This is a genomic window from Arsenophonus sp. PmNCSU2021_1 (assembly GCF_036919435.1).
GTDB lineage: Bacteria > Pseudomonadota > Gammaproteobacteria > Enterobacterales > Enterobacteriaceae > Arsenophonus > Arsenophonus nilaparvatae.
Window position 1 is genome coordinate 301,351 of record NZ_JAZHPL010000006.1, and the last position, 20,599, is coordinate 321,949.

Sequence of the window (20,599 nt, forward strand, 5' to 3'; positions counted from 1 at the left end):
GCTATTTAGTTATCATAAAAAATATTTTTATACCGCTTGGTTGCCGGCATCGTCCAAATTTAATAACGCAAGATCTTTTTTTCTTAAGATCAAATTCATACGGCGAGTTTCGATTTGAATAGGATCACCAAGCGGCGCTATACGAATAACGTTAAAAAAAGATCCAGGTAACAGACCTAAAGAAAGTAACTTTTGACGGTAAGCTGGATTTATTTCTGCTGAAAATCCGACAATTTTGTATAGATGATTATGAAGAATTGACATAGACACTTCCACTCTAGAGCGAAAAAAAACAAAGATACCGCAAATGGGTACCAGACGAATAGTAAAATTAATGAAAAATATTATCATTCTCATATTAATAATGATAATCATCATTGTATGCTACTCGAATTAATTTAGCGCTTTTTTTAAATGACAGCAATTGATATTGATCAATAGTTCTCTAGAGAGTGAAGTATTGTATAGCGCGGCAAATCATTTGATACCGAAAGGCAAAATATTTGATACGCTCAAAAAACACACAAAGGAAAGTTATTTGATACTAACTGCGGTATCGAGGTAAATATTTTAACCTGAGTTCGGGATAAGAAATAAAGAGAAAGTCTTGATATTCAAATAGTTGAATGAGCCTGTTTTGTTAAAATACTCTAACAGTCTGGTTAAAGAGTAGAGCATTGTTAAACAATTATGGAAAATCTTACTGAACTTTATTGCCTGATGGATGATTTTTGCAAAGACTTCGAGCCAAAAATGCATGAATATTTGCTGACTAACGGTACTAAGCGTCGTAGACGGTCTACTCAGCTTTCGTTGGCGGAAATGATGACACTGGTTGTGTTGTTTCATCAACTCCGATTCAGGCAATTCAAGGTATTTTATCTCTATTATGTCCGCTTATATCTCCGGAAGGAATTTCCTAACTTGCCATCCTATTCACGCTGTGTAGAGTTACTTCCGCGTAGTGCCTTAGCGTTAACGGCACTGTTTGAGTCAATTAAGGGAAAATGCACGGGGCTATCGGTTGCCGATTCTACTCCGATAGCAGTGTGTGATAACTTACGGATCCGCAGGCATAAAGTCTTCAATGGGATAGCTGAACGGGGAAAAAATTCAACAGGTTGGTTCTTTGGTTTCAAGCTTCATATAATTATCAATCATTTGGGGGAAATACTCAGTTTTCGACTCACACCAGGAAACACCGATGATCGGAAACCATTGCCTGAGCTGACAAAGGATCTTTCTGGTTGTTTGTACGCAGATAAAGGGTATTTATCGGCTTCACTGAAACAGCAACTCAAAACGATGGGAATTAACCTTATAACGAATATCAAGAAGAAAATGAAGCCTATTAAACAGACTTGTTTCGACAAAGCCATCTTGCGTCATCGTTCTGTCATTGAAACGGTATTTGATGAGTTAAAAAATCTTTGTCAAATAGAGCATACGCGACATCGCTCTCCGGCTAATTTTGTAGTGAATTTATTAGGCGGACTGGTTGCATATTGTTTAATGCCATCTAAACCAAAGATACCTGTTGCAGGTACGTATCTTCAAGCATAATTGATTATGCTTATCCCGAACTCAGGTTAAGTATTGTGAATGTAGTTAAGCCACTGTAATTGATCTGTTTTGACGATCGATAACACTTTATTGATCGTCTATATCGCTGATGTTTTATGTTATCCGACAAGAGTTCAGTAGTGAGATTTTGCTGTACATAAAACACCCCAAAATGGATTAAAATTTAATCAAAACCTCGATTTTAGCCCTAAATCGGCATTTTGGCTAAAATTTGAACGGTAAATACAGTGTTTTTTGCCGTGCATTTTCCTCATCAAGCCATCATTTAGGCTTATTTTGTCAGGAAACAGGCGAAATCCTTTTTTACAAAAAACCTTGGTTTGTTAGAAACGGTAAATCTGGCTAAAAATGCCACACCCAATCAGCGTAAAATTAACGGCAAAACTCTCACTCAGGATGTGCAGCTAACTGCCACAGATGTTCATGCTGTTACACCCGAAGTATTGCGTGTCGAAATCCCGGTAGGTATTCCCCTGCCTTGGCCTGCTGAAAGAGCGCCGACCGGTTGGTTTATCTGCAACGGTGAGCCATTCGATAAGAAAAAATACCCGCTTTTAGCACTCGCCTATCCATCAGGAAAACTCCCTGATTTACGTGGTGAGTTTATTCGTGGCTGGGATGCTGGGCGAGGCGTGAATCCTAGGCGTAAGGTTTTATCGTCTGAAACTGCATCACTCGAGAGCCACGCTCATGGTTATCGGGACAGGTATTATGTTGAAGATGATGGTCCACTAGGCCACGCAAACAATAAAGAAAAAATGCCTGTAGGGTATAATGCAGATACAGGTTCACGTGCTACGGATGGAGATAATGATTCTTTTCTATTCATTGACAAAACAACGTCTAATGCAGGCGGTAGCGAAACCCGCCCGCGAAATGTCGCGTTTAACTACATTGTCAGGGCGGCCTGATAATGTTGAGTTAGTAGCAAACCAGCTGCCATGTTCTCGGCGCTTTAATCCCTGTTCTGGTATAATCTGCACTGATAATTAACGATTTTCCGACTATTTCGACATAAGTACCTAAATTGCCCTCGGGAGCAATACCTTTGTATTTTACCGTCGCGTTTGCCGAGAAAATGGCATGAGGGACGGGACAAGGTAAAGATACCGTATAAATCTGTCCGGCATTGAGTGGTGGTGTGATGCCCCATTGTCTGATAAGGCCGCTGTCACCACATTTCCACCATCCATTCGTAGCGAGGTGAGCTGTATTTTTTGCTCCTCGATTGTTAATCTGCATATTAAGCCAGCTGCTTAACGCCCCGCCCCAAATAGGGCCAGTTACATCACCATTTTCTTGATAAACCGCGGTTCTGCCGCCCCATGAGATATGCAAATTGCTATGAGTATTGATGGTTCCATCAATTTCTACACTCTTTAACCAATGCAATCGATCATTATTCCAGGAAGCTACTTTTGCATTATTAGCATAAAATGCCACGTTGCCATCGCCATTAGCCCGTAATCCTGAATCGTTATCGCCGATATGCACAGATTGGGTCACATGGAGGTTGCCATTGACGCTACCACCCGTTCGTTTATCCAGTGCATTTTTTGCACAATCTACCGTTTCCGTTAAACCAAGGTTTTTTATAAATTGATTTTTGTCCAGGATGTCCGCCCCATTCTCATTTTTTGCCAGTTTTTGACTCAACAGTTGCATGACGTTTTCAGCAAATTTGGGGTTATTGCTGATGGCCTGGGCCAGCTTGTTCAGCGTATCTAAATCGGACGGCGCTTTATCAACAACCGCATTCACCCGGTCATTGACCGCCTTGGGTGTCGCGGCGGTAGTGTCGTCCGCGCTGCGAGGGGAACTGTTTAACTGCACAATCCCTTTGCGGTGCACCGTGGCTTCCTGAATACCGTCCTGGGTCGCCAGTTTGCCCAGCCCCAGATGCGTGCGGGCCTTTTCCTGCGCCGTCTTACCCGCTGCCGCAATCTCCGTCAATGCCTGGGTTTTCAGTAACGCCTCCTGACCGATAATCGCCCGGATAGCCAGCGTCAGCTGATTTAACTTGCCCTTATCCGGGCGGATGCCCGCGGCGTCCAGCAAGGCCAGTTGTTCAGCTTGCTGGATATTGAACCAGTCTTCCCCCGGCCAGCTGATGCCCTTGTGGCCGTCGCCCTCGGTAAACCATAACGGCGTGGTGCTCTGGGTTTCTTTCAGCGGCGGCATGGTGGCAATGCCGCTGTTGTTATCTAAAAAATACATTAGCCTTTCTCCTTTTTGTCAGCATACACATAGCGAAAGTCCTGATGCGCCGGCTTATAGCGGTTTAACAGGCATTCCAGTATTCCTGCATAATAAATACGCAGCGGCGTGGTGATCGGGTCAAGCACATGCATCGGGCGATAGTCCACGTCGGTCTCAATCGTCACCATCGTGACCCACTGATTATCCGGTAAGGTGCTCATGTTCACCGTAAAGCCGTAAGACCGCGCCAGGTCAATGTAAAACTGCCGGTTGAGGCTCGGTTTCATGCGCAGTTTGTTGGCCGCATAGCGCTGGCGCTCATCGATACCGGCATCGTCGCCGATATCACAGTCCGGTAGCCCTAAAAAACGCTCCCAGTCAGCCAGCAACCGTGTGGCGGTCAGCGGAAAACGCTCGGCCAACAATTGCTCGGCGCGTTCGGTGACGCGTGCTGTGCTGCGGGCCAGGCCGTCGGCCAGCGACGCCAGCAGCGTATCCGGCGCTTTGTTCCAGGCCAGGCCATTAGGCAGCAGTTGCAGCAGTGCGCGCTGGTGTGCTTTTAAAGCCATGTGATATCCCCCATCACCAGTAGCTCGGTTTTTCCGCTACTGACCGGCGTCAGCGGGTTTTTCAGGGCGTAATCATCCAGCCCGCTTATCCCGGACAGCACACGCCAGAATGCCGAAGGCAACAGGGTTTCGCCTGGTTTGGCCGCGGTGTAAAACAGTTGCCTGAGCGCCTCGCGGATACGGGCCTGGTTATCCGGGGTATTGGGGGCGATACGCAGCGTGATATCGACCTTTTTTGCCCCTGGCGCAAACACCGTCACCGTCGGCCCCTCCGGTTGGCCGACCCACTCGCCGGTGGCCGGGTCCCGGTGGCGCGCGAGATAGTCGGTCACCCGCGCAATATCGGTCGGGCCGGGGAAGATATCTGGGTGATGGTCCATCACGAAGGTCACGCCCACCGTGCCCGCCCCGTTCCAGGTGGGCAGACACCAGCTACGCGTGACGCCCGGCACCTCGCGCGCCCAGCGTTCGTAATCCCAGCGCGTGCCGCCGCCCGGCGGAAACTGCACCCGATACAGCAGGCGCGACAGCAATTCCTCCACGCGCTCGCGGTCAGCGCCGCCCCGAATACCCGGTGCTTCCGTCAGCGCCTGCTGGGCCACCCCGGCAACCGGGGTCACAAAACCGAGGGACTGTCCCGCACCGCAGTCACCCGCCAGCCCCGGCTGGTCGGCCTCAACGTTGACCGTTACGCTGCCGGCCTTGCCCTCGGCGGCGTCTGTCAGGCGGTAAAGCGCGCCGTCAGCCCGTTGCAAACGTGTGCCGACCGGCACACTGGCGGCATCATACAGCGACAGCCTGACCGGGCCGCTGGCCCGTGCGGCCTGTTTGCGCACCACGCCCCAGAACGCACAGTGTTTGAGCAGTTCGCTTTCGTCGGCGTCGCTCGGAATGATTTGCCGGGCTATCCAGCCCAGGTGCTCATGCTCCAGCGCCGACAGCCCGGCCTGCGCCATCGCCATGGCACCCAGCAGACTGTCCTGGGCCGGTAGCGCGCCCGGCAGGCGTTGCGCCACATCCTGCTGCGTCTGGCTGATAAGCTCGCCGAGCGTGGGTATCTGATACGGCATTTACATCCCCTCCAAACGGGCTTTAAAGGTAAACGGGCGCGCACTGCCGTCCTTGAGCGTCAGGCGCACGGTCAGTCGCAGCCAGCCCGGCAGCGGCGCACTCGCCTGGCAATGCAACTGGCTTATCATCCCGGCGTCCAGCAGGCCACGCAGCGCCTCATGGGCGTAGGCTTCCGCCCGCGCCAATACCGCAGGCAGCGCCTTTTCCCGTGACAGCAGCCACAGCCGCGCGCCAACCGGGCGGTCGCGGTAACTGTCCGCCCACCATCCGCGCCGGTCATGGCCGCCATCCGGCAAACAGTCGGAGACCTCGGCACGCCGGTCGGTAAACAGGCACAGCAGCACCGTGGTCGTCAGGCTGTCGTCGGCGAGTAAATCCGCGCCCTCTTGTACCAGCATCCCCTCGCCATTCATCCAGCGTAGCGCCGCGTCGCTCATTGCGGCCCCCCGGTCAGACTGCCCCGGCCATTTTCCTGATGGCGGTGAGCACTCTGTTTGACACCGCCGATAACGGCTTCCGGTGCGGTTAAGGTGCCTTTAGATTCAGCACTGCCCTCAATCGTGATGTTCTGTTTCACGCTCACGCTCTTTGCTATTTCCACATCACCGGTAAAGCGCGCTGTCGGAGTGTTAAACACCGCCTCCTGCTCGGCGACCACTTCCAGTGTTTTACAGGTGATGATGCAGCGCCCGTCCCGGGTCAGACGCAGACGATGCCCCTCATAGTGATACAGGCCGCTATCCCCGGCGGGCAGTCCGGTGGGTCGATAACGGCGGTCTTCTACCACTAGCACGGTCGCCTGGTCACGACTGCCGCCCAGGCAGGCAAACACCACCTCAGCCCCCGGCAACGGCACGCTGATATGCCCGTATTGCTGCGGGCGCTCGACCTCATCGAAGGTTTCGCCGTCCAGCGCCGTCAACTGGACGTTTTGCGCTTTCAGGCTGTCATTGACCCCGGTCAGAACGCCACGCCCAAACAACAGCCGGATCCCGCGTATCACCGGGGCAAGCAGCCGTTGCAGTGCGATATTACTCATCGAGTTTATTCCCCTGGTTAAGCCAGGCCCGCACCAGACCGTCGACGCCGCCGTCAGTACCGCCCGCCTGACGCTCGGCCTCCGCCGGCACAATAAACGCCTCGCGCGGGGCCAGTGTTAACGTTGTGCGTTCCCCCTGGTCCGCATCGAGATCAAACTGCACCTGGCTAATCAACAGGTCACGGCTGACCATCGACAGACGCGGCGCAATGACGCGGGTCAGCCGATTGGTCTGCCACAGTTCACCGCTTTCGCGCCGCCAGCCCTTGACCACGGTGGTAAAGCGTTCTGACTGGGCCAATGCCCGTCGACTTTCCCGCAGGGCGCGCGCCCGTGCGGTGGCGGGGGTCAGTGTGCTGTCAGCCAGAATCACTTTGGGGCGGTAACGCCCCATCGCGGGGTCGTCGCTTTCTCCCTTGGGGGCAGCGCGCAGTGCGTTGGTGTTGGCGTCGCCGGCGTGCCCACCGCCGCCGCCGTGGCCTTTAACCCGATACTGACTGTGGCGGTCGCGCCAGTCCTCGGTGTACTCGGCGGACAACAGATTTTCACCCAGACGCAGGGTGTCAGTGGCGGTGTTCGCCGCCTGGGTAAACACCAGATCGCCATCGGCATCACTGGTCACCAAAACCCCCCGGTAACGCGCCGCCCGGCTCAGCACATCCGCTACGCTTTCAGACAGTTCAAGGGTAAAGGAGGTAAAGGGTTTGGCGGCCTCGGGGTCAGACACCGCCCAGCGCACCGCAATGCCAAAAGGGCTGCACAGGTCTTGCGCAATCTGTTGCAGGGTGCGCTGACGCCATTGCCCGCCCGGATAGACCGCCGAACAGTCCACCAGATCGCCGGTTTTATCCCGGCCCTTTATCGTCACCTGTGCCGCGTCGGCCGCCATCTTGTGCGATACGCTGTCCAGGTAGCCGGTGATGACCGGTTGCCCGTCAAGGGTCAGCGCGAGCGTTCCGCCGGCGCGCAGGCTGTCGGGCAACGCCTGGCCGGGCATCATGATCCCGAGGGTAAAATCCCCGGCCAGACGCGACAGCCCGCGGGTAATACTGACCGAGAGCCAGTGGGTGAAAATCCGGTTGTCGATGCGCAACGCCACCTCAGCCACCGAGCACCTCCACGCGCTCGCCCCCCGGCACAAACAGCGGATGACGCAGCCGGTTGCGACGAATAAAGCGCGCCGTGTCACGCGCATCGCCGGTGATGCGGTACAGGGTCACCAGCGCCGGCTCGGTGATTGTCACTGCGGCCTGGATCAGGCCGGGTAACGCCACGCCGCGATGGGATAAATCCGCCACAAAGGCGCGGCTTAACGCCCGCACCTGCAAGGCCAGGCTCTGATAGCCCAGCGCCGAGCTGGTCAGGGCACACGCATCCAGTCGGCGCGCGACCTGCTGGCTGACGCGCACCACATCCGGCGTACTTTCCAGCCAGACGCTGGCGCTGTCACTGAGCGGCAGCGGGGCGGGCGAGACCGTGTGTGGCAACACCTGCGCCGGTGCGTTTTGGCCGACCGCGGCCAGACTGGCGGTAAGCAGGGACGACAACATCTGTACCTGCACCACCGCCACCGCCAGGCGCAGCGTATTGTGCAGCAGTTGCAGCGTGGCGCGGGTGGCAGGTTGCAGCCCCTGCCTATCGCGCAGGCGATCCTGACGGACCAAAGCGCTGTCCAGCCGGTCGGCCAGCTGGACTATCTGGTGTTGGAGAGCGCCGGGCTGCGGGGAGACCGGCGCGCGTGCCCGGTTTTTTATCTGCTCAGGTTGGGGGTAAGCCGGCAGGCGCTGTATGCCCTGAAAAATGCCCTTGAAGGCCAGCGCCAGGCGGTCGGGGGTGCTGATAAGCCCCTGGATATTGCCGCGCAGGGCGGTAAACGAGGCACTAAAGCTCTGCATATCGGCCAGCAGCCCCAGACCCGTGAGGGCGCTTTCCAGCGTGTTGGCCTGCTCGCTAACGGTATCCATCAACGCCTGCGCGTCATGCAGCGAGGCCTGCCAGCCATCAGCCAGCGTTGAAAAGAGTGCGGCCAGTGTGCTGTCGCCCTGGCGATTGACCACCCCAGCCGTATCTTGCGCCACCGCAGGGGCGGTCTCATCGGCCACCGGCACCACCGTGACGGTAAACTCCACCAGACGCTGGTTATCGACGCTGTAGCGGCTTTCAAAATGTTCAACCAGCACCGACAGCGTACCCCAGTCAGGGTGCAACACCTCGCCCGGTCCCGGCGCATTCAGCGCCTGCGTCAGCCGTACCCGCTGCGCCTGCACATCATCGCCGGTCAGTGACAGGGTGAAGGTGTGCTCAGGCAGTTTTTTTCCTAAATCGTCTGCCCCGCCGTGTTCGCGCAGCGGGTAATCACGCCGCACCACCCGGCGACCGCCGCGACTGCGCTGCTCTTTGTAAACCCAGAAAGGCACGCCGCGAAAGCGGCCCTGACCGGTACTTTTCATCTGCGCACCTCAATAAATACGGTAGTTGTCGCCGTTATACACATCGAGCTGTAAGCCAAAGGCGTTGCTGTCGGTGACGGCGCTGTTTTGCAGCACCAGGCCCGGGGCCAGGGCGATACGCATGTCGGCCTGGGCTTTCACTGCCTGCGGTATTGCCTGTTGCTCGTCCTGCTTGTCCCACCGGGCGTAGATATCGCCCAGCCAGCCGCCGAGTTTTTCGCCGAGTACGCTACCCAGCATCGAGCCGGCCACCGCGCCAATCGGGCCGCCGATAGCGCCGACGAGTCCGCCCGCCGTCGCCCCGGTTGCCGACCCCAGTGCGCCGCCTTTATCTTCGGCTGTCGCGTCTTTATCGAGCAGCGTAGGGGCAACCGACAAAGCCGTGAGTAACGGGCCGCCGAGCCGACTGCCAAACCGCAGGGCACCGCGACCGAGTGCGCCGGCCTTATTACTCAGCCAGCCGGTCGCGCCCGACAGTGTCTGCATTGCGCCGCCGAACAGGCCGCTGGCCCGCTCGCCCACCTGACTCAACCAGCCGCCGGCGCGGCGGCCAATGGAGGCCATAAACCGGCCTGCACGAGCCACACCCGGCACGCTGCCAAGCAGGGTGCCTGCACGATTGACCAGGCCGCCAAAGAAGCCTGAGACGGCGGAGGCCGCCCGCCCCAGACGGGAGCGCGGCACCGGGGCCGCTGGACGGCCCGGACGCAGGCGCGAGCCTTTACGGCGGGTGCGTCCGCTGCCATCGACATAAGTCTCACTGCCTCCCCCGACGCCGCCCGCCGGCCAGTTGGTGACAAACACGCTCACCGGCGCACCCAGTCCGCCGCCCATCGCAAACGGTGCCGGGCCAGGCAAACCCGCCGGGGCATTTTTGCCGCGCCCACGCCACCATCGATAAGCCCGCCACGGGTAACGCACCGGCGCACTGGCCAGCCCCCAGGCGGGACGGGCTATCGCCATGCCGACACGGGCCAGTTTCGAGGCGACGTAAATCGCCAGCATGGCTTTGGCGGTGTTAGCGGCATATTTGCCGATAGTGTCGAGGGTGTCGCCGTAACCGGCCTGGCGTAGCGCCATCAATTCAGCATTGACCCGGCTCAGGCCATTTTTAAACAGCGTGACGCCCCGTCGGGCACTGTCGAATACCCCGTTAAAACGGCTGGCCAGCCGGTTGGCCCATTGGTCCTGCAAACCGCTTTCCTGCGCCTCGCCGGCAACATCCAGAAAGTCTTTTAACTCGGTTTTAAGCCGTTTAAACGGCCCTTGATTCATTACCTTGACGGCGAACTGCTGCCAGACATCACCCAGCTGGGAAGTGAGTCCCGTCCACGAGTTCATCGCGTCTTTCTGCGCCCCTTTGGCCTCTGCCCGCATCGCCTGAAACAGCAAGCGAATAGACTCAGGCCCCAGCAAGCCTTTTTCCCCGCGAGCCTGCATTTCAGGACGTGTTTTTCCCAGCGCCCGGCCAAGGATGCTGTAAACATCAACGCCATAGCCGGTTAACAGGTTCGCATCCTGCGCTTGAATGCTTTTGCGGGAAAACATCTGCTTAAGCTGAAGGGAGGCACCTTGCGCTTCCGGCAGCGTCCAGCCGTGCCGCGCGCCCTGGTCTTCCAGCATGGCGACAAAAAGCCTCGCCTGCTCTCGGTTCATGCCAAATTCACGGCTGGTCGTGTACTCCTGAATGACGCCCTGCAAGCCCCAGGTGGTGTCTTTGGCGTTTTTCGTCGCCCACTGAATATCGTCGTCGGTCTGTCCCTTGTTCTTGTTATTCTGCGCGTTCAGGCGAATGGTGTAGTTTTCCATTGCCGCCGCCGGGTCGATAAAGGCTTTTTTCAGGCCAACCAGTGCCGCGCCCCCGGCCAGCAGCCCGTAAAGGCGTGCTACGCCGCCATAGGCCGCCTTGGCGCGCGTCTCCAGATGGTCAAAACCGGATGACACCGACGCCAGCCCCAGGCGCAGACCGCTAAAGGTGCGCTGGCCCTGATGGCCCAGCCGGTCAAGCTGACTTCCCAGGCTATTCGCCCGCAGACCGAGACCGTGCAGGGATGCGCCGCCTTGCCGCCCCATGCCGACCAGACTTTGACCGAACAGCCGCGCCTGCCGGGGCAGGGTGCCCAGCAGGTCAACAATGACGGCGGCTTTGACTTTTTTTTCTGCCATCGGTTACTCACGCTGTAATAAATGGGTGGCTTGCTGGCAGTGCCGGTAGAGCCGGATTAACGGCAGGGAAAGCGCCCAGTCCATGCCCGATTTGGTAACGGTTGCGAGCATCAGCGCCGCTTCCTCAATTTTTTCCCGACACTGCATCCAGTCGCCCCGCATCAGCCGCCAGCTGGCCGGCCAGCGCGCTGCCGCCCAGACGCTGGGCGATGATAAGGCGTTCAATATCCCGCGCCGACAGGCTTTTCAGTTGCAGCAGCGACAATGGGCCGTTGAGGTTGCCCAGCCGGGCGACCTGGCGGCGCAGCAGCTCAAACTCCACCATCGCTGGCGAACGCACTAACTCTGAGCCGTTAGCCGTCTGCACCACCCGCTCGGCGGCCAATTCGGCATCAATAATGTCCTTGCCGGTTAATGGCCGCAGGGTGACGTCCGTATGGCGCTGTTCATCATCACCGCTGCCGGTGACCAGACCGTCAACCAGGGTCAGTTGCCCGCGCGCCAGTTCGTCGGCGACACTGGCGATATCCGGCGACACCCCTTCAACCTCGTGGGCCGCCGCCAGGGTTTCCATGCTGTGGGTCATGCTTGCTCCTTACGCCACACGCTGGCTGCGAATGGCGGTAAATTTGGCGGAAATTTCGCCCGCGTCCGTCAGGGATTCTTCCCCGTTGCTCCAGGCGTTGGTCATCATGTGCGTTTCGCCGGAATCGGCGGCAAACTCCAGCGTGACATCGTGCCAGCCGTTGATGACGTCCACACTCAGATCACCCCGCGCCGGGAATTTGCATTCCAGCGTGGCGGCGCGAGGTGTCGATTTGTAGCCATAAACGCGTGCGCCGGTCACTTCCTCGCGTTTTTCCCCGGACGGGGTAAAGGTGGCCCCCGTCAGGGTCGGGTATTCCTGCCCGTTAACCCGGACAATGGCCTTGCCCTGGTATTGCAGTTTGCCAAATGCCATCGTACCCCCTTACAAAATGAACTGAATTTGTTCTGCGAAAATGCGGAACTGGTTGACCACATCCGGCCTGCACAGTACGTCTACCCGGTTGCGGTCGTTTTTGTTGCGCTCGACAATCAGGCTGTCGCGGAAGCGCTCGAAGTTCTCAATCAGCCCCGCCTCCAGCCACTCTATCGCCAGCGCCAGTAACTGGGTGCGGATAATGGCCGGCGTCACCATCGCCTGCCCCGGTGCCACCGGCGTACCGTCATCGGCCAGCTTATGGCGCGGAAAGCGCTGGGTGATGCGTACCCCGGTGGAATAGCGCAGATAAGACAGCGTCGCCACGGTATTCACATCGAGGTAAGACGGATCCGGATCGCCATAGGCGTTGGTACGATAGGTGGTTATCTGCCGCTCAATCTGCACCCCATCGTCGGCCCCCACGGTCACGGTAGCGATGCCGTCATACAGCAGCTGGTTACGCTCATTGGGGCGCAGCCGGTCAGACAATGCCGGCGCCAGCCGTCGCGGCAGGCGCAGGCTTTGCAGCGGGCGCGCCGGATCAAGACTTAAATGTTTTGCGCCAATGGCGCACAGGGTGGCCGCCCACAGATAGCCCGGCTCGGGGGCGCGCTGAATGCCGCTACAGGTCAGCAGAAAATCATTGCGCGTCTTACCGAACTGGGTGATTTCCCCCAGACTGCCGGTATGGGCCGCCCAGGCGATGCCGTCAGACATTTTGGTCGGTCCCCAGCGATCGCGCAGCGCTTCACTCAATAATTTCAGATTAGCCGCATCGAGCCAGGGCATGACAATATGGTGATACTGGGTATCCCCCAGCGCGGCAATACTGTTGGCCAAATCAGGGTTCGTCGCCCGTGCAGCGGGCGCGGCAAGTGTCACTGCCAGTCCGGGCGGCGTTATCTCGCCATCGTAATAATTCAGGCGGATATCCTGCGCCGAATAGTCGGAAATAAACCGTGCCGTCAGGGTCACCACCGTTTGATCGGCAGTGACATTTTCACCCCCCGGGGCGGCAGACACCGCGGTCACCGGCAGCGACGGCAGGGTATTAATCGCTGTCGCCAACGCATCACCGACCGTCTTACCCTGCTGGCCTTTCTCCACCGTCACGCGCACCCGCACACCGCCGAGATAGACATTCAGTACCCCGGCCTGTTGTGCTGTGCCCGATAAGGTCAGGCTGCCGGCATCGGCCTTGCCCGCCCCGTTACCCTGCGCCATCACGGTTAACACCGCATCCGGGTTATCGGTTAAAAATTCCCTCACCATCGCCGCCAGCATCGATCCCTGGCCCCAGAGTGTCGCGGCATGATCGGCGCGGGTGATGCGGACCGGCGTGTCTACTGCGCCGCTGCCGTCGACCTTGCCGTCCTTGATGGCGGCCTGACCCAACATCAGCACCTGGGTCAGCGTGGTCGGGGTACCGGTGACGGCCTGCGAATTATCAATCTCAATATGCGTCAGCGGTAGGCGAACCCCGGCGCTGATTTCATTAAAGCTTATGGTCATGAAGGCGACTCCTGTTTACTCAAGGCGGCAGGGGCTGACGTTTGCCGGGTGGCCGCCGGTTTGGATGGGGGCGGGATTTCCAGCACATCCTTGAAACGCAGCAGGCGTGTTAGCCAGAAAGCATTGCGCGGCACCCAGGCCCCCGTATCCGGTAACATCCGCAGGGAATTCGGTTCACGCACCGCACGCTCCGGGGCCGGCACCACAAAAATCATCGGTAAGTCATGCGGGTTAGGGAAGCGCATCAAAGCGTTATCGGTGTCATTCATGGTCGTTGTTCTCTCCGCGCAGGGTGATAGGGGCGGCGAACGGCGGGCTGCCGTCCGTCTGGGTAAAGGTTTGATAATGGCGCAGGTACGCATCCACACCGTCATCCTGAAGCAAAGGCGGCACCGGCTCCTCGCAGGTGAAATAAGTGCCATACAGCACCACGCCATGTTGCCCCTGTTGCTCGGTGTACAGGTTGCGCCCTTCTTCAAAACGCATCGGTCCGGCATGACCGGGACGAAAACCCGACAAGCCCGCTATCAGCCGCGTCACTATCTGGTAGAGGCCGGGGCGGTCTCCCTCGGCACCATTGATAACCTCGGCCACCACGTAAAAAACAAAACGGCTGTCAATCACCCCTTTCACTTGACCCGCCTGCGCTCCCAGCCACACCAGATATACCGAGGGCGGTGTAAGTAGCACATCACGCAGCCCCGCCTCGCTCCAGTCGCCGGGATGGGTGGCGATATCACGCAACGTGTTGCCAAATACCTCATGTAGTCGCGCCAGCAAGGCGTTTTCGGTGGAGACAATCATCAGATAAACCCCTTCTGCCTGCGCCCGAACACCGACGCCTCGGCCTGCATCTGCGGCAGGTCGGCACTGTCGGGAGCCTGGTTATCGTTATCCACCCCGAGCGGCAGTTCACCCTTTTTCACCGCCTCCAGCCAGCGCAGCGCATCCTGGTAACGCTGGCGGGTTTGCTCAGTGGCCCGCTCGTCATTCAGGTAGTAAAACGCCAGGGTGCAGGCATGCTGTTTCAGCACCGACGGCACCACCGAGAGCGGCAGCGCGTAACGGGCCGCGATAAAGCTGTCCATCAGGGCGCTGGCATCGCTGAGCGCCTGGTCCACTTTCTGCCGGGCTGCCGCCTCATCGCCGCGCCCGTCGACCAGTTTTTCTATCAACGGGGCGCTATAGCGGGCGCGTAAATCCTGCTCACTGGCATACATCCCCTGACTCTCCGTTAATGACCGTTAAAACCCGGTTTAAAGGGCGTTTAGAGCGCATCCGCCACCAACAGTGTCAGCTTGCCTTTCATTTCGTTAGAGACCGTGGTGCTGCCCTCGGCCAGTAATTCCCGCTCCAGTAACTGGGTGGCGGTTTTTTCCAGCTCCACCGGCACCACCAGATGGGTCGGGCGAATACCCAGCTTGCGACCGCCATCGGCACTAAAGCCGCGCATGGCGCTCCAGCCTTTCCAGAGGTTATCCAGCGTCAGTGACGCCTGCATGCGGTAAGCCATCTGCCAGAAGCCGTAGCCCACATTGCGCCGGGCGGAGGCACCAAAGACAAATTCGTTATCGGTAAACGCGCGCCCCTCATCGACCTTGGTCAGGGCGAGTAACTCCGGCGGGCGGCGGTTCTGGAAAATCAGCGGTTTAAGCGCCCGTGAGCAGTCCAGCAGATACCATACCGCCCCCTCGTAGTCTTTTTCTGTTGCCCCGGTGCCGGTTTTTTCAATCAACTGGTTGGCGACCTTTTTGGCGGTGCCGGTGCCGTCGACCTTGGGATAGACCGGATGCTCGCTATCAAAAAAAGGTTTACCGTCGTAGCAGTCGGTTTTATTGCCGTCGCGCAAGGCGGTAAACACCAGTTCGTCCGGTTGTGCGGCGGCAGCGCGCCCCATTTCCTGAAACAGCGGGGTATACACGCCCAGATTGTCATCCTCGAAATCATCGCGGGTAATGGCCACCGTACCTTCATAGGTCTTGTTGTTGATGGTGTAACCATAGACTTTCATCTGCTGGATACTGCGTGCACCGACCCACTCACGGAACGCGGGAAACTGCCCCAGCCAGCCGTAGGTATTGGATTTTGACGTCGAGGGCACGCTGGTCGCCACCTGCTGATAGTGAGACGGGGCCATCGCCAGCCCGTTCTGAAACTCTTTGCGAAAGCCGGTCATCAGGGCAGTGATTTGCGACGGGGTAATGGGGGTTGGCATTATAGTGCGTCCTCGGTCTTGATTTTCTGGAACGCCGCCGGGGTCATCCCCAGCACGCGCGCGGCCTGTAACTCTTCCGCCGACAGGGCGACGGTGGCGGTTTTTTCACGGTTTTCGGGCGGCAGCGTCAGGGTTTCGGTCTGCACCCGGGTCAGGGCGGCTATCGGCTGGCGCGTCGCTAGCTGCGCCGACAGCGCCGTCACACCCATCTGGTCGCCGAGTGTTTCCAGGTAGGGGCGCTCGGATTTCAATATCCGCCCGTCCTGCTCGGCCTGGTCCAGCGTCTGCGCCAGGGTGGTTTTTCCCAGGTCGGCGGACAGTGACACCACCTGCTCACGCACCGCGTTATAGGTCTCGACCGGGACATAGCGGCGTAAATCCACGGCCGCCGTCGGTGCCTGGGTTTTCAGGGCGTTCAGGTCAGCGGACAGGGCCGCCATAGTGGTTTCCAGCGCGGTAGCCTTGTCCGCCTGGCTTTTTAGCGTGGTCACGGCAGACAGGGCGGCGGTGGCGACCTCATCGGTCAGCTCGCCGCCCTCCGGCACCGTCAGGCCCAGCGCGGCCAGCAGCGCTGTTAACGATGGATTCATTGCAGGCTCCTTAGGGGAGGAAGGGGGAACAGTTAACGCCTGGTAGATATCTTCGGCGCTCAGAGCGGCCACCGGGCGCAGGCCCGTCAGACCCGGATCGCCGGTAATGGCTAACATTCTTAGCTCCAGGGGTTCGCCGCTGCGCGCGTCATAGCCCATCACCGGCGAAAAATAGGGAAATTCATTGTTTTTTAGGCGCTCAAGCGCCGGCGGGTTCCACTCCGGCTTGACCCAGACCCCGGTGTTGTCGTCCCAGCGAAAACGTGCCGGGGTAGCCGGAACAAAGCCGGCTGCCGGGGCCGCTTCCTGTTTAAACAGCGTCTGGTGGTTATAATCGATTTTGACAGGCTGATTGAGTGCCACCACCCGCGCCACCATGCGGTTAAACGCGGCTTCGTTAATCAGCCAGCCTTCGGCGGGCGTCTCGGGGCGACCGTCACGCGCCCGGACATGGCCGGCGGGCATCACCTGACACCAGCCGTCATGATCAAAGGGCGAGAGCGTCGCGGCGTTGAGCACCGCATAGGCTATCTTGGGAACAGGGGGTTTTGTCGTCATGCCGGCAGTGTGGCAGCCTGAGTGCGGACGGTGGGATTACGCTACATTAACAATCAAAGAGGGGGCCAGTTTTACGTTGGCAGGGGGGCAGATTTCAATGGGCACTGACAACGGCGGGCGATCGCCTGAATAACCCCGTTCAAAACCCCTTCAAAAACGCCGTAGCGCGTTCAAAAGATTTTTTTGATGCAAGGTATACCTTCTCCGTCATCATCGCGTGGTGGGGCGCACTGGCGTTTATGGGTGCAGGGCGTTGGACAGGCGTTGCGCCAGGGCGTCAAGGATATCCCGCTCGCCGGTCGGATCCAGTCCCATAAACGGACGGGCCGGGATGGCTGCCGGCCCCGGACGCATCCCCGGTTTGCCGCCCCACTGATGGATGGCCGCCTGCGGCGCATTGGCCCCGATACGCGCCCAGCTATCCCCCCAGTCGATGCTCACCGAGCGCGCCATATCGCCCTCACGGGTTAACACCTTGATCGGGCTATAGCCGTGCCGCTCACGCCAGCGGCGATACGGATCGCTCAAGGGTGCCCAAGCTGCCCCGGTATCCGGCGCGCGTTCGCGTTCAAACGCCTGCTCAGTGGCCGAAAGGAGGCTGGCGGCAACGATACGGGTGATCGCCTTGCCGTCTTCGCCAACGCGTTGCAGTTCAGCAAACAGGGTTTGCAGGCGCTGGCGATCAATCACTGCGGTTAATTCAGTCTGTGACATCTTGCCCTCCGTATGGGGGTCGGTTAAAATACAGCCAATAGACCGGTGTACGCTTAATGGTAAAGTCGATGTCAGTCCCAGCAATGGGGCATAACATGTATGCAGGTTCGATCCCTGCCACCGGTTTAGTCTAACGTTCCTGCCAGCAGTTCTAGCTTGCCACCGGCCAAATCAGATTTCACTTTATTGAGGTTGAGAATGCGATAAGCATTGATCACCACATCCAGGGTATCCGGGTGTTTCTTAACGCCATAAGACGCATTAACCACAATACGTGCCAGCCCCGCTTTTCCTGGCACAAGAAAAAGCAGGTTTTGGTGAGCCTTATCCCAGAGTACAGCTTGAGGCTTTGCCAACAAGCCAGGAAGTGCGGCCACATCCTCGGGCAACAATGCCACCCCGGTTTTAGGGTGCTTGTCACTGTCGGCATGCAACAGGTTTTTTTCGCTCATTGCCAGCAGACGGGCCGGTGCTTGCCCCGTGCGTGCCTGTACCGCACGGGCAATGGCTTCCGGCAAAAAGCCCAGCGTGTGAATGCCGTTGCCGGCACGCCGGCTTTGCATAATGCGCGTGGCCCACAGCGAAAAACTCAACTGACGCACCGGGCTGTTGTTCAGATCCTGCACCACGGCTTCACGCAGCGCCGCGTCTTTGACCTCAAGGAGTTTGCGGATCATGGTCTGGTCAACACCGAACGCCGCCGCGCCGGGGTGATAGGACCAACCCACATCCGGCGTCATTTTTACCTTGCCATCATCAAAGGTGGTCACGGGGCTGGTGACGATTTCCCCACTACGCTTATCGACACCCGCCGCTGCCTCATGCGTGTGTAGCTGACCGGCCTCTTCCGTAACGTGCAGGCCCAACGCATCGAGTCGGCGTTTTGACAAGGCGCGTACCCGGCAGCGGCAGTTAAACCCGTTGGGCGGGTAATGACTTTGCCAGAAGGGGTGATCGTAACGAAAGACCTTGCCATGCAGGGCGGCATGCGAGGGCCGGGTGCGGCTATCCCCGACGGCGACATACTGCCAGTAGGGATACAGGTCTGCGGTGGCCATCATCTGTGCATAGCGCCCGGCATTATAGGCGACGCGGGTATTGACGTTATATATCGTCGCCAGACGGCGGGCGCTGCCCAGTTGTACGACTTCGGCCTTGCCCTGGCTGTCGACCACGACCTGCTTCCCCCACCATCCGAGCGTTTGCAGCCGGGGCGTCAGCGTGTCGATAAAATCCTGCCGGGATATTCCCTGTGATTTTGCTCTATCCACCTCGTCACGGATCGCACTCAGGACGTCCAGCCGCGCCGCCTTGGCGACGGTAAATATCCGGGCATGAACGTCCGCCTGTTGCTCAAACCAGTTCCAGGTGATGTGATACCCCTTGGCGCGGAAGTAGGCGATGGCCTCTTTTGGCGGCAGGCGGGCGACGACGCCCAAATCAATCGGTTGTGGCATCGAGACGCCCCCAGACTTCCAGTGCAAAGGTGGCGCGGGTCAGCAGTTCAATCAGCGCGCGGTCGTCCATCTCGGGGTAAAGAATCGCCGCCTGCTCCAGCGCCGCCTCTGGCCCCTGCTCACGGATAGCGGCTATCACCGGTGCCAGTAGCGGGTCGGCACTGGCGTTCAATCCCGGGGCGTCAAGTGCTGTCTGCACCGCGTCCAGCGCGTCGCTTATCGGCGCTGCCGGTGTGAGGGTCGCGGATAGCGCCGTTTGCGCCACTGCCGGTGGTGACGAGACGGTAAACACCGCCTCATTGCCATCCGGCACTGGAATGCGCAGCTTATCGTAGATCCAGGAAACCGGTATCGCCATGCCGGTCGCCAGTTTGGGAATAGCCTCGGCAAAGCTGGCCATATCCTCACATTCCAGCGTATCAAACACCAGGCGGGGGAGTCGCCGCGGGTCAAGCGGGACCGGGCTGTTCAGTGCCAGCAGCGGATAAATGAGATCACGGTTAAAGGTCCGTGACAGCTGGCGTAAATCGGCGTTGCGGATCTCCTTGCGCACCGCATTGTGCACCTCGCCCAGCGAGCGCGCGCCTTTATCGCCCGCCTCTGAGGTCAGTGTCCCGCCGAGGATCGCTTTAGATATCGCGCGCTCTCCCCAGGCAATCATCGCCATAAACGGGTCAGACTGACCGTTAGCGGCGGCCTCAAACTCCAGGCTCATGCCGGCGGGAATAATCCCCCCGGCCCGGCGGCCAATATCCATCACCGCCCGCATCAGGGCGCTTTTCTGCTCGGCACTCGCGCCGCTGGGGTATTTCCCCACCCGCAACGGTAGTCCGTAAATCTCCAGAAACTCGGCGAAATCCCGCACGCTGTAATTCTTGAAGATAAACGGCCAAATCAGCGTGCGCACCAGCCCCTGGGTGCCGGGGTAGCCGGTTTTGGCCTTGGCCTCATGGCAAATCCAGCCAAACGGCTGTAACACCTGTCCGGCATAGCTGCCATCGCGCAGCCGCAGCTCGCGGTAGTCGTCGGGATTGACGCAGAACAACGCCGGATCGCGCCAGTGGACAGCGCGCGGGAAAAATTCGCCGCCGCGCCGGGGACCCCAGATAATTTCCTGCATCGCATAGCCTTTGAGAAGGGCGTCGGTGGCGTCAAACAGCGCATTGTCAAACCAGGGCGCATCGGTGAGCCGCGCTTCCAGCGCCACTGCCTGGGCTTTCTCCTGGGCGTTGGGGTTATCCGGCGGCTGAATACGCCATTCCACACTGTGCAGCGCCAGGCGGCGCTTGCTGAGTTCAGAAAACAGATGGGTATCTTTTTCTTCCAGATCGGCGGCCAAATCCACCAGAGCGGTCATGTCACCGTGCTCTGCCGCCCGCAAACAGCGTGCGGCACGGTTAGGGGTGATACCGGACGCCGGATGTTCTGGCGCACGGCTGGCCACCTGGGGAATATCGGTCTTTGCCGTCTGGCTGTCCGGTGAAAACACCCGCGGCTGTCCCTGAATATCT

At 58.5% G+C, this 20,599-nt stretch carries 26 protein-coding genes and 1 pseudogene; 6 read left to right on the forward strand and 21 right to left on the reverse strand.

Going from position 1 to position 20,599, the window contains the following annotated elements; all coding sequences use genetic code 11:
* Nucleotides 1-27: 27 nt before the first annotated feature.
* Nucleotides 28-264 (reverse strand): ferrous iron transporter A, encoded by a 237-nt coding sequence (gene feoA / locus V3224_RS14395; RefSeq protein WP_334471351.1) that lies wholly within the window; start codon nt 262-264, stop codon nt 28-30.
* Nucleotides 265-690: 426 nt separating this feature from the next.
* Between feoA and V3224_RS14400 the strand changes: the two genes are divergently transcribed.
* Nucleotides 691-1,563 carry an IS982 family transposase gene (locus V3224_RS14400; RefSeq protein ID WP_334470981.1) on the forward strand — a complete coding sequence of 291 codons (873 nt, stop codon included), beginning with the start codon at nt 691-693 and terminating at the stop codon, nt 1,561-1,563.
* Nucleotides 1,564-1,904: 341 nt separating this feature from the next.
* On the forward strand, nt 1,905-2,495 hold the full coding sequence (locus tag V3224_RS14405; RefSeq protein ID WP_334469890.1) for a tail fiber protein: 591 nt from the start codon (nt 1,905-1,907) through the stop codon (nt 2,493-2,495).
* Between the two features lie 10 nt (nt 2,496-2,505).
* Here the strand turns inward: V3224_RS14405 and V3224_RS14410 are convergent, their stop codons facing one another.
* From V3224_RS14410 to V3224_RS14430, 5 genes are read right to left on the reverse strand one after another with little or no spacing between them, the layout of a single operon-like run.
* On the reverse strand, nt 2,506-3,801 hold the full coding sequence (locus tag V3224_RS14410; protein WP_334471353.1) for a phage tail protein: 1,296 nt from the start codon (nt 3,799-3,801) through the stop codon (nt 2,506-2,508).
* Complete coding sequence (locus V3224_RS14415) at nt 3,801-4,352, reverse strand: YmfQ family protein (RefSeq protein WP_334470560.1); 552 nt, start codon at nt 4,350-4,352, stop codon at nt 3,801-3,803. Before V3224_RS14415 ends, V3224_RS14410 begins: the two co-directional genes overlap by 1 nt.
* Complete coding sequence (locus V3224_RS14420; protein ID WP_334469513.1) at nt 4,343-5,422, reverse strand: baseplate J/gp47 family protein; 1,080 nt, start codon at nt 5,420-5,422, stop codon at nt 4,343-4,345. Before V3224_RS14420 ends, V3224_RS14415 begins: the two co-directional genes overlap by 10 nt.
* The gene (locus tag V3224_RS14425; RefSeq protein ID WP_334469514.1) at nt 5,423-5,860 is read right to left on the reverse strand and encodes a phage GP46 family protein; all 438 of its coding nucleotides are present in this window, start codon (nt 5,858-5,860) and stop codon (nt 5,423-5,425) included. It abuts the gene before it with no gap.
* Nucleotides 5,857-6,366 (reverse strand): phage baseplate assembly protein V, encoded by a 510-nt coding sequence (locus tag V3224_RS14430; RefSeq protein WP_334470336.1) that lies wholly within the window; start codon nt 6,364-6,366, stop codon nt 5,857-5,859. Before V3224_RS14430 ends, V3224_RS14425 begins: the two co-directional genes overlap by 4 nt.
* On the opposite strand from V3224_RS14430, the gene V3224_RS14435 reads away from it, so the two are divergent.
* Nucleotides 6,286-6,483, forward strand: a complete 198-nt coding sequence (locus V3224_RS14435; RefSeq protein ID WP_334470380.1) for a hypothetical protein — start codon at nt 6,286-6,288, stop codon at nt 6,481-6,483. The genes V3224_RS14430 and V3224_RS14435 overlap by 81 nt on opposite strands.
* On the opposite strand, the gene V3224_RS14440 is transcribed toward V3224_RS14435, so the two are convergent.
* The 12 genes from V3224_RS14440 to V3224_RS14495 are packed head-to-tail and all read right to left on the reverse strand — an operon-like array spanning nt 6,455 to nt 16,917.
* Entirely contained in the window at nt 6,455-7,570 is a 1,116-nt protein-coding gene (locus tag V3224_RS14440) for a phage baseplate assembly protein (RefSeq protein ID WP_334469516.1), read from the reverse strand. The genes V3224_RS14435 and V3224_RS14440 overlap by 29 nt on opposite strands.
* Nucleotides 7,563-8,912: a DNA circularization protein gene (locus V3224_RS14445; protein WP_334469518.1), complete on the reverse strand. Its 1,350-nt coding sequence runs from the start codon at nt 8,910-8,912 to the stop codon at nt 7,563-7,565. The genes V3224_RS14440 and V3224_RS14445 overlap by 8 nt, the downstream gene beginning before the upstream one ends.
* Before the next feature lie 9 nt (nt 8,913-8,921).
* Nucleotides 8,922-11,078, reverse strand: a complete 2,157-nt coding sequence (locus V3224_RS14450) for a tape measure protein (RefSeq protein ID WP_334469520.1) — start codon at nt 11,076-11,078, stop codon at nt 8,922-8,924.
* A gap of 3 nt (nt 11,079-11,081) precedes the next feature.
* Entirely contained in the window at nt 11,082-11,225 is a 144-nt protein-coding gene (locus V3224_RS14455; protein WP_334467923.1) for a hypothetical protein, read from the reverse strand.
* Nucleotides 11,203-11,664 (reverse strand): hypothetical protein, encoded by a 462-nt coding sequence (locus tag V3224_RS14460; protein ID WP_334467921.1) that lies wholly within the window; start codon nt 11,662-11,664, stop codon nt 11,203-11,205. Before V3224_RS14460 ends, V3224_RS14455 begins: the two co-directional genes overlap by 23 nt.
* 9 nt (nt 11,665-11,673) lie before the next feature.
* Nucleotides 11,674-12,039 carry a phage tail tube protein gene (locus V3224_RS14465; RefSeq protein ID WP_334467919.1) on the reverse strand — a complete coding sequence of 122 codons (366 nt, stop codon included), beginning with the start codon at nt 12,037-12,039 and terminating at the stop codon, nt 11,674-11,676.
* A gap of 9 nt (nt 12,040-12,048) precedes the next feature.
* Nucleotides 12,049-13,554 carry a phage tail sheath subtilisin-like domain-containing protein gene (locus V3224_RS14470; protein ID WP_334467917.1) on the reverse strand — a complete coding sequence of 502 codons (1,506 nt, stop codon included), beginning with the start codon at nt 13,552-13,554 and terminating at the stop codon, nt 12,049-12,051.
* Nucleotides 13,551-13,916 carry a DUF2635 domain-containing protein gene (locus tag V3224_RS14475; RefSeq protein WP_334469522.1) on the reverse strand — a complete coding sequence of 122 codons (366 nt, stop codon included), beginning with the start codon at nt 13,914-13,916 and terminating at the stop codon, nt 13,551-13,553. The genes V3224_RS14470 and V3224_RS14475 overlap by 4 nt, the downstream gene beginning before the upstream one ends.
* The gene (locus tag V3224_RS14480; protein ID WP_334471355.1) at nt 13,816-14,358 is read right to left on the reverse strand and encodes a phage protein Gp37; all 543 of its coding nucleotides are present in this window, start codon (nt 14,356-14,358) and stop codon (nt 13,816-13,818) included. The genes V3224_RS14475 and V3224_RS14480 overlap by 101 nt, the downstream gene beginning before the upstream one ends.
* A complete protein-coding gene (locus tag V3224_RS14485; RefSeq protein WP_334467914.1) occupies nt 14,358-14,774 on the reverse strand; it encodes a gp436 family protein in 417 nt (138 codons plus the stop codon). Before V3224_RS14485 ends, V3224_RS14480 begins: the two co-directional genes overlap by 1 nt.
* A 47-nt stretch (nt 14,775-14,821) precedes the next feature.
* A complete protein-coding gene (locus V3224_RS14490) occupies nt 14,822-15,769 on the reverse strand; it encodes a Mu-like prophage major head subunit gpT family protein (RefSeq protein WP_334467912.1) in 948 nt (315 codons plus the stop codon).
* Nucleotides 15,769-16,917: a phage protease gene (locus V3224_RS14495; RefSeq protein WP_334467911.1), complete on the reverse strand. Its 1,149-nt coding sequence runs from the start codon at nt 16,915-16,917 to the stop codon at nt 15,769-15,771. The genes V3224_RS14490 and V3224_RS14495 overlap by 1 nt, the downstream gene beginning before the upstream one ends.
* Between V3224_RS14495 and V3224_RS14500 the strand changes: the two genes are divergently transcribed.
* A complete protein-coding gene (locus tag V3224_RS14500) occupies nt 16,916-17,050 on the forward strand; it encodes a hypothetical protein (protein WP_334467910.1) in 135 nt (44 codons plus the stop codon). The genes V3224_RS14495 and V3224_RS14500 overlap by 2 nt on opposite strands.
* 104 nt (nt 17,051-17,154) lie before the next feature.
* On the opposite strand, the gene V3224_RS14505 is transcribed toward V3224_RS14500, so the two are convergent.
* Nucleotides 17,155-17,631 (reverse strand): phage virion morphogenesis protein, encoded by a 477-nt coding sequence (locus V3224_RS14505; RefSeq protein WP_334467908.1) that lies wholly within the window; start codon nt 17,629-17,631, stop codon nt 17,155-17,157.
* Nucleotides 17,632-17,672: 41 nt separating this feature from the next.
* Between V3224_RS14505 and V3224_RS14510 the strand changes: the two are divergent.
* A pseudogene (locus V3224_RS14510) lies at nt 17,673-17,757 on the forward strand.
* On the opposite strand, the gene V3224_RS14515 reads toward V3224_RS14510, so the two are convergent.
* A complete protein-coding gene (locus tag V3224_RS14515) occupies nt 17,757-19,088 on the reverse strand; it encodes a phage minor head protein (protein ID WP_334467906.1) in 1,332 nt (443 codons plus the stop codon). The pseudogene V3224_RS14510 and the gene V3224_RS14515 sit on opposite strands and share 1 nt — an antisense overlap.
* On the reverse strand, nt 19,072-20,445 hold the full coding sequence (locus tag V3224_RS14520; protein WP_442889632.1) for a DUF935 domain-containing protein: 1,374 nt from the start codon (nt 20,443-20,445) through the stop codon (nt 19,072-19,074). Before V3224_RS14520 ends, V3224_RS14515 begins: the two co-directional genes overlap by 17 nt.
* On the opposite strand from V3224_RS14520, the gene V3224_RS30040 reads away from it, so the two are divergent.
* Nucleotides 20,444-20,593, forward strand: coding sequence for a hypothetical protein (locus tag V3224_RS30040; RefSeq protein ID WP_442889630.1), 150 nt, complete (start codon nt 20,444-20,446; stop codon nt 20,591-20,593). The two genes, V3224_RS14520 and V3224_RS30040, sit on opposite strands and share 2 nt — an antisense overlap.
* Nucleotides 20,594-20,599 lie beyond the last annotated feature (6 nt).

Bases quoted from the DNA above. Each gene is read 5' to 3' on its own strand.
- V3224_RS14420 (WP_334469513.1), bottom strand. From the start codon at position 5,422: ATGCCGTATCAGATACCCACGCTCGGCGAGCTTATCAGCCAGACGCAG.
- V3224_RS14465 (WP_334467919.1), bottom strand. From the start codon at position 12,039: ATGGCATTTGGCAAACTGCAATACCAGGGCAAGGCCATTGTCCGGGTT.
- V3224_RS14400 (WP_334470981.1), top strand. From the start codon at position 691: ATGGAAAATCTTACTGAACTTTATTGCCTGATGGATGATTTTTGCAAA.
- V3224_RS14490 (WP_334467912.1), bottom strand. From the start codon at position 15,769: ATGCCAACCCCCATTACCCCGTCGCAAATCACTGCCCTGATGACCGGC.
- V3224_RS14435 (WP_334470380.1), top strand. From the start codon at position 6,286: ATGCCCGTATTGCTGCGGGCGCTCGACCTCATCGAAGGTTTCGCCGTC.
- V3224_RS14450 (WP_334469520.1), bottom strand. From the start codon at position 11,078: ATGGCAGAAAAAAAAGTCAAAGCCGCCGTCATTGTTGACCTGCTGGGC.
- V3224_RS14445 (WP_334469518.1), bottom strand. From the start codon at position 8,912: ATGAAAAGTACCGGTCAGGGCCGCTTTCGCGGCGTGCCTTTCTGGGTT.
- V3224_RS14480 (WP_334471355.1), bottom strand. From the start codon at position 14,358: ATGATTGTCTCCACCGAAAACGCCTTGCTGGCGCGACTACATGAGGTA.
- V3224_RS14500 (WP_334467910.1), top strand. From the start codon at position 16,916: ATGCCGGCAGTGTGGCAGCCTGAGTGCGGACGGTGGGATTACGCTACA.
- V3224_RS14415 (WP_334470560.1), bottom strand. From the start codon at position 4,352: ATGGCTTTAAAAGCACACCAGCGCGCACTGCTGCAACTGCTGCCTAAT.
- V3224_RS30040 (WP_442889630.1), top strand. From the start codon at position 20,444: ATGTCACCGTGCTCTGCCGCCCGCAAACAGCGTGCGGCACGGTTAGGG.
- V3224_RS14515 (WP_334467906.1), bottom strand. From the start codon at position 19,088: ATGCCACAACCGATTGATTTGGGCGTCGTCGCCCGCCTGCCGCCAAAA.
- V3224_RS14475 (WP_334469522.1), bottom strand. From the start codon at position 13,916: ATGCGTACCTGCGCCATTATCAAACCTTTACCCAGACGGACGGCAGCC.
- feoA (WP_334471351.1), bottom strand. From the start codon at position 264: ATGTCAATTCTTCATAATCATCTATACAAAATTGTCGGATTTTCAGCA.
- V3224_RS14495 (WP_334467911.1), bottom strand. From the start codon at position 16,917: ATGACGACAAAACCCCCTGTTCCCAAGATAGCCTATGCGGTGCTCAAC.
- V3224_RS14505 (WP_334467908.1), bottom strand. From the start codon at position 17,631: ATGTCACAGACTGAATTAACCGCAGTGATTGATCGCCAGCGCCTGCAA.
- V3224_RS14470 (WP_334467917.1), bottom strand. From the start codon at position 13,554: ATGACCATAAGCTTTAATGAAATCAGCGCCGGGGTTCGCCTACCGCTG.
- V3224_RS14410 (WP_334471353.1), bottom strand. From the start codon at position 3,801: ATGTATTTTTTAGATAACAACAGCGGCATTGCCACCATGCCGCCGCTG.
- V3224_RS14485 (WP_334467914.1), bottom strand. From the start codon at position 14,774: ATGTATGCCAGTGAGCAGGATTTACGCGCCCGCTATAGCGCCCCGTTG.
- V3224_RS14460 (WP_334467921.1), bottom strand. From the start codon at position 11,664: ATGACCCACAGCATGGAAACCCTGGCGGCGGCCCACGAGGTTGAAGGG.
- V3224_RS14425 (WP_334469514.1), bottom strand. From the start codon at position 5,860: ATGAGCGACGCGGCGCTACGCTGGATGAATGGCGAGGGGATGCTGGTA.
- V3224_RS14520 (WP_442889632.1), bottom strand. From the start codon at position 20,445: ATGACCGCTCTGGTGGATTTGGCCGCCGATCTGGAAGAAAAAGATACC.
- V3224_RS14455 (WP_334467923.1), bottom strand. From the start codon at position 11,225: ATGCAGTGTCGGGAAAAAATTGAGGAAGCGGCGCTGATGCTCGCAACC.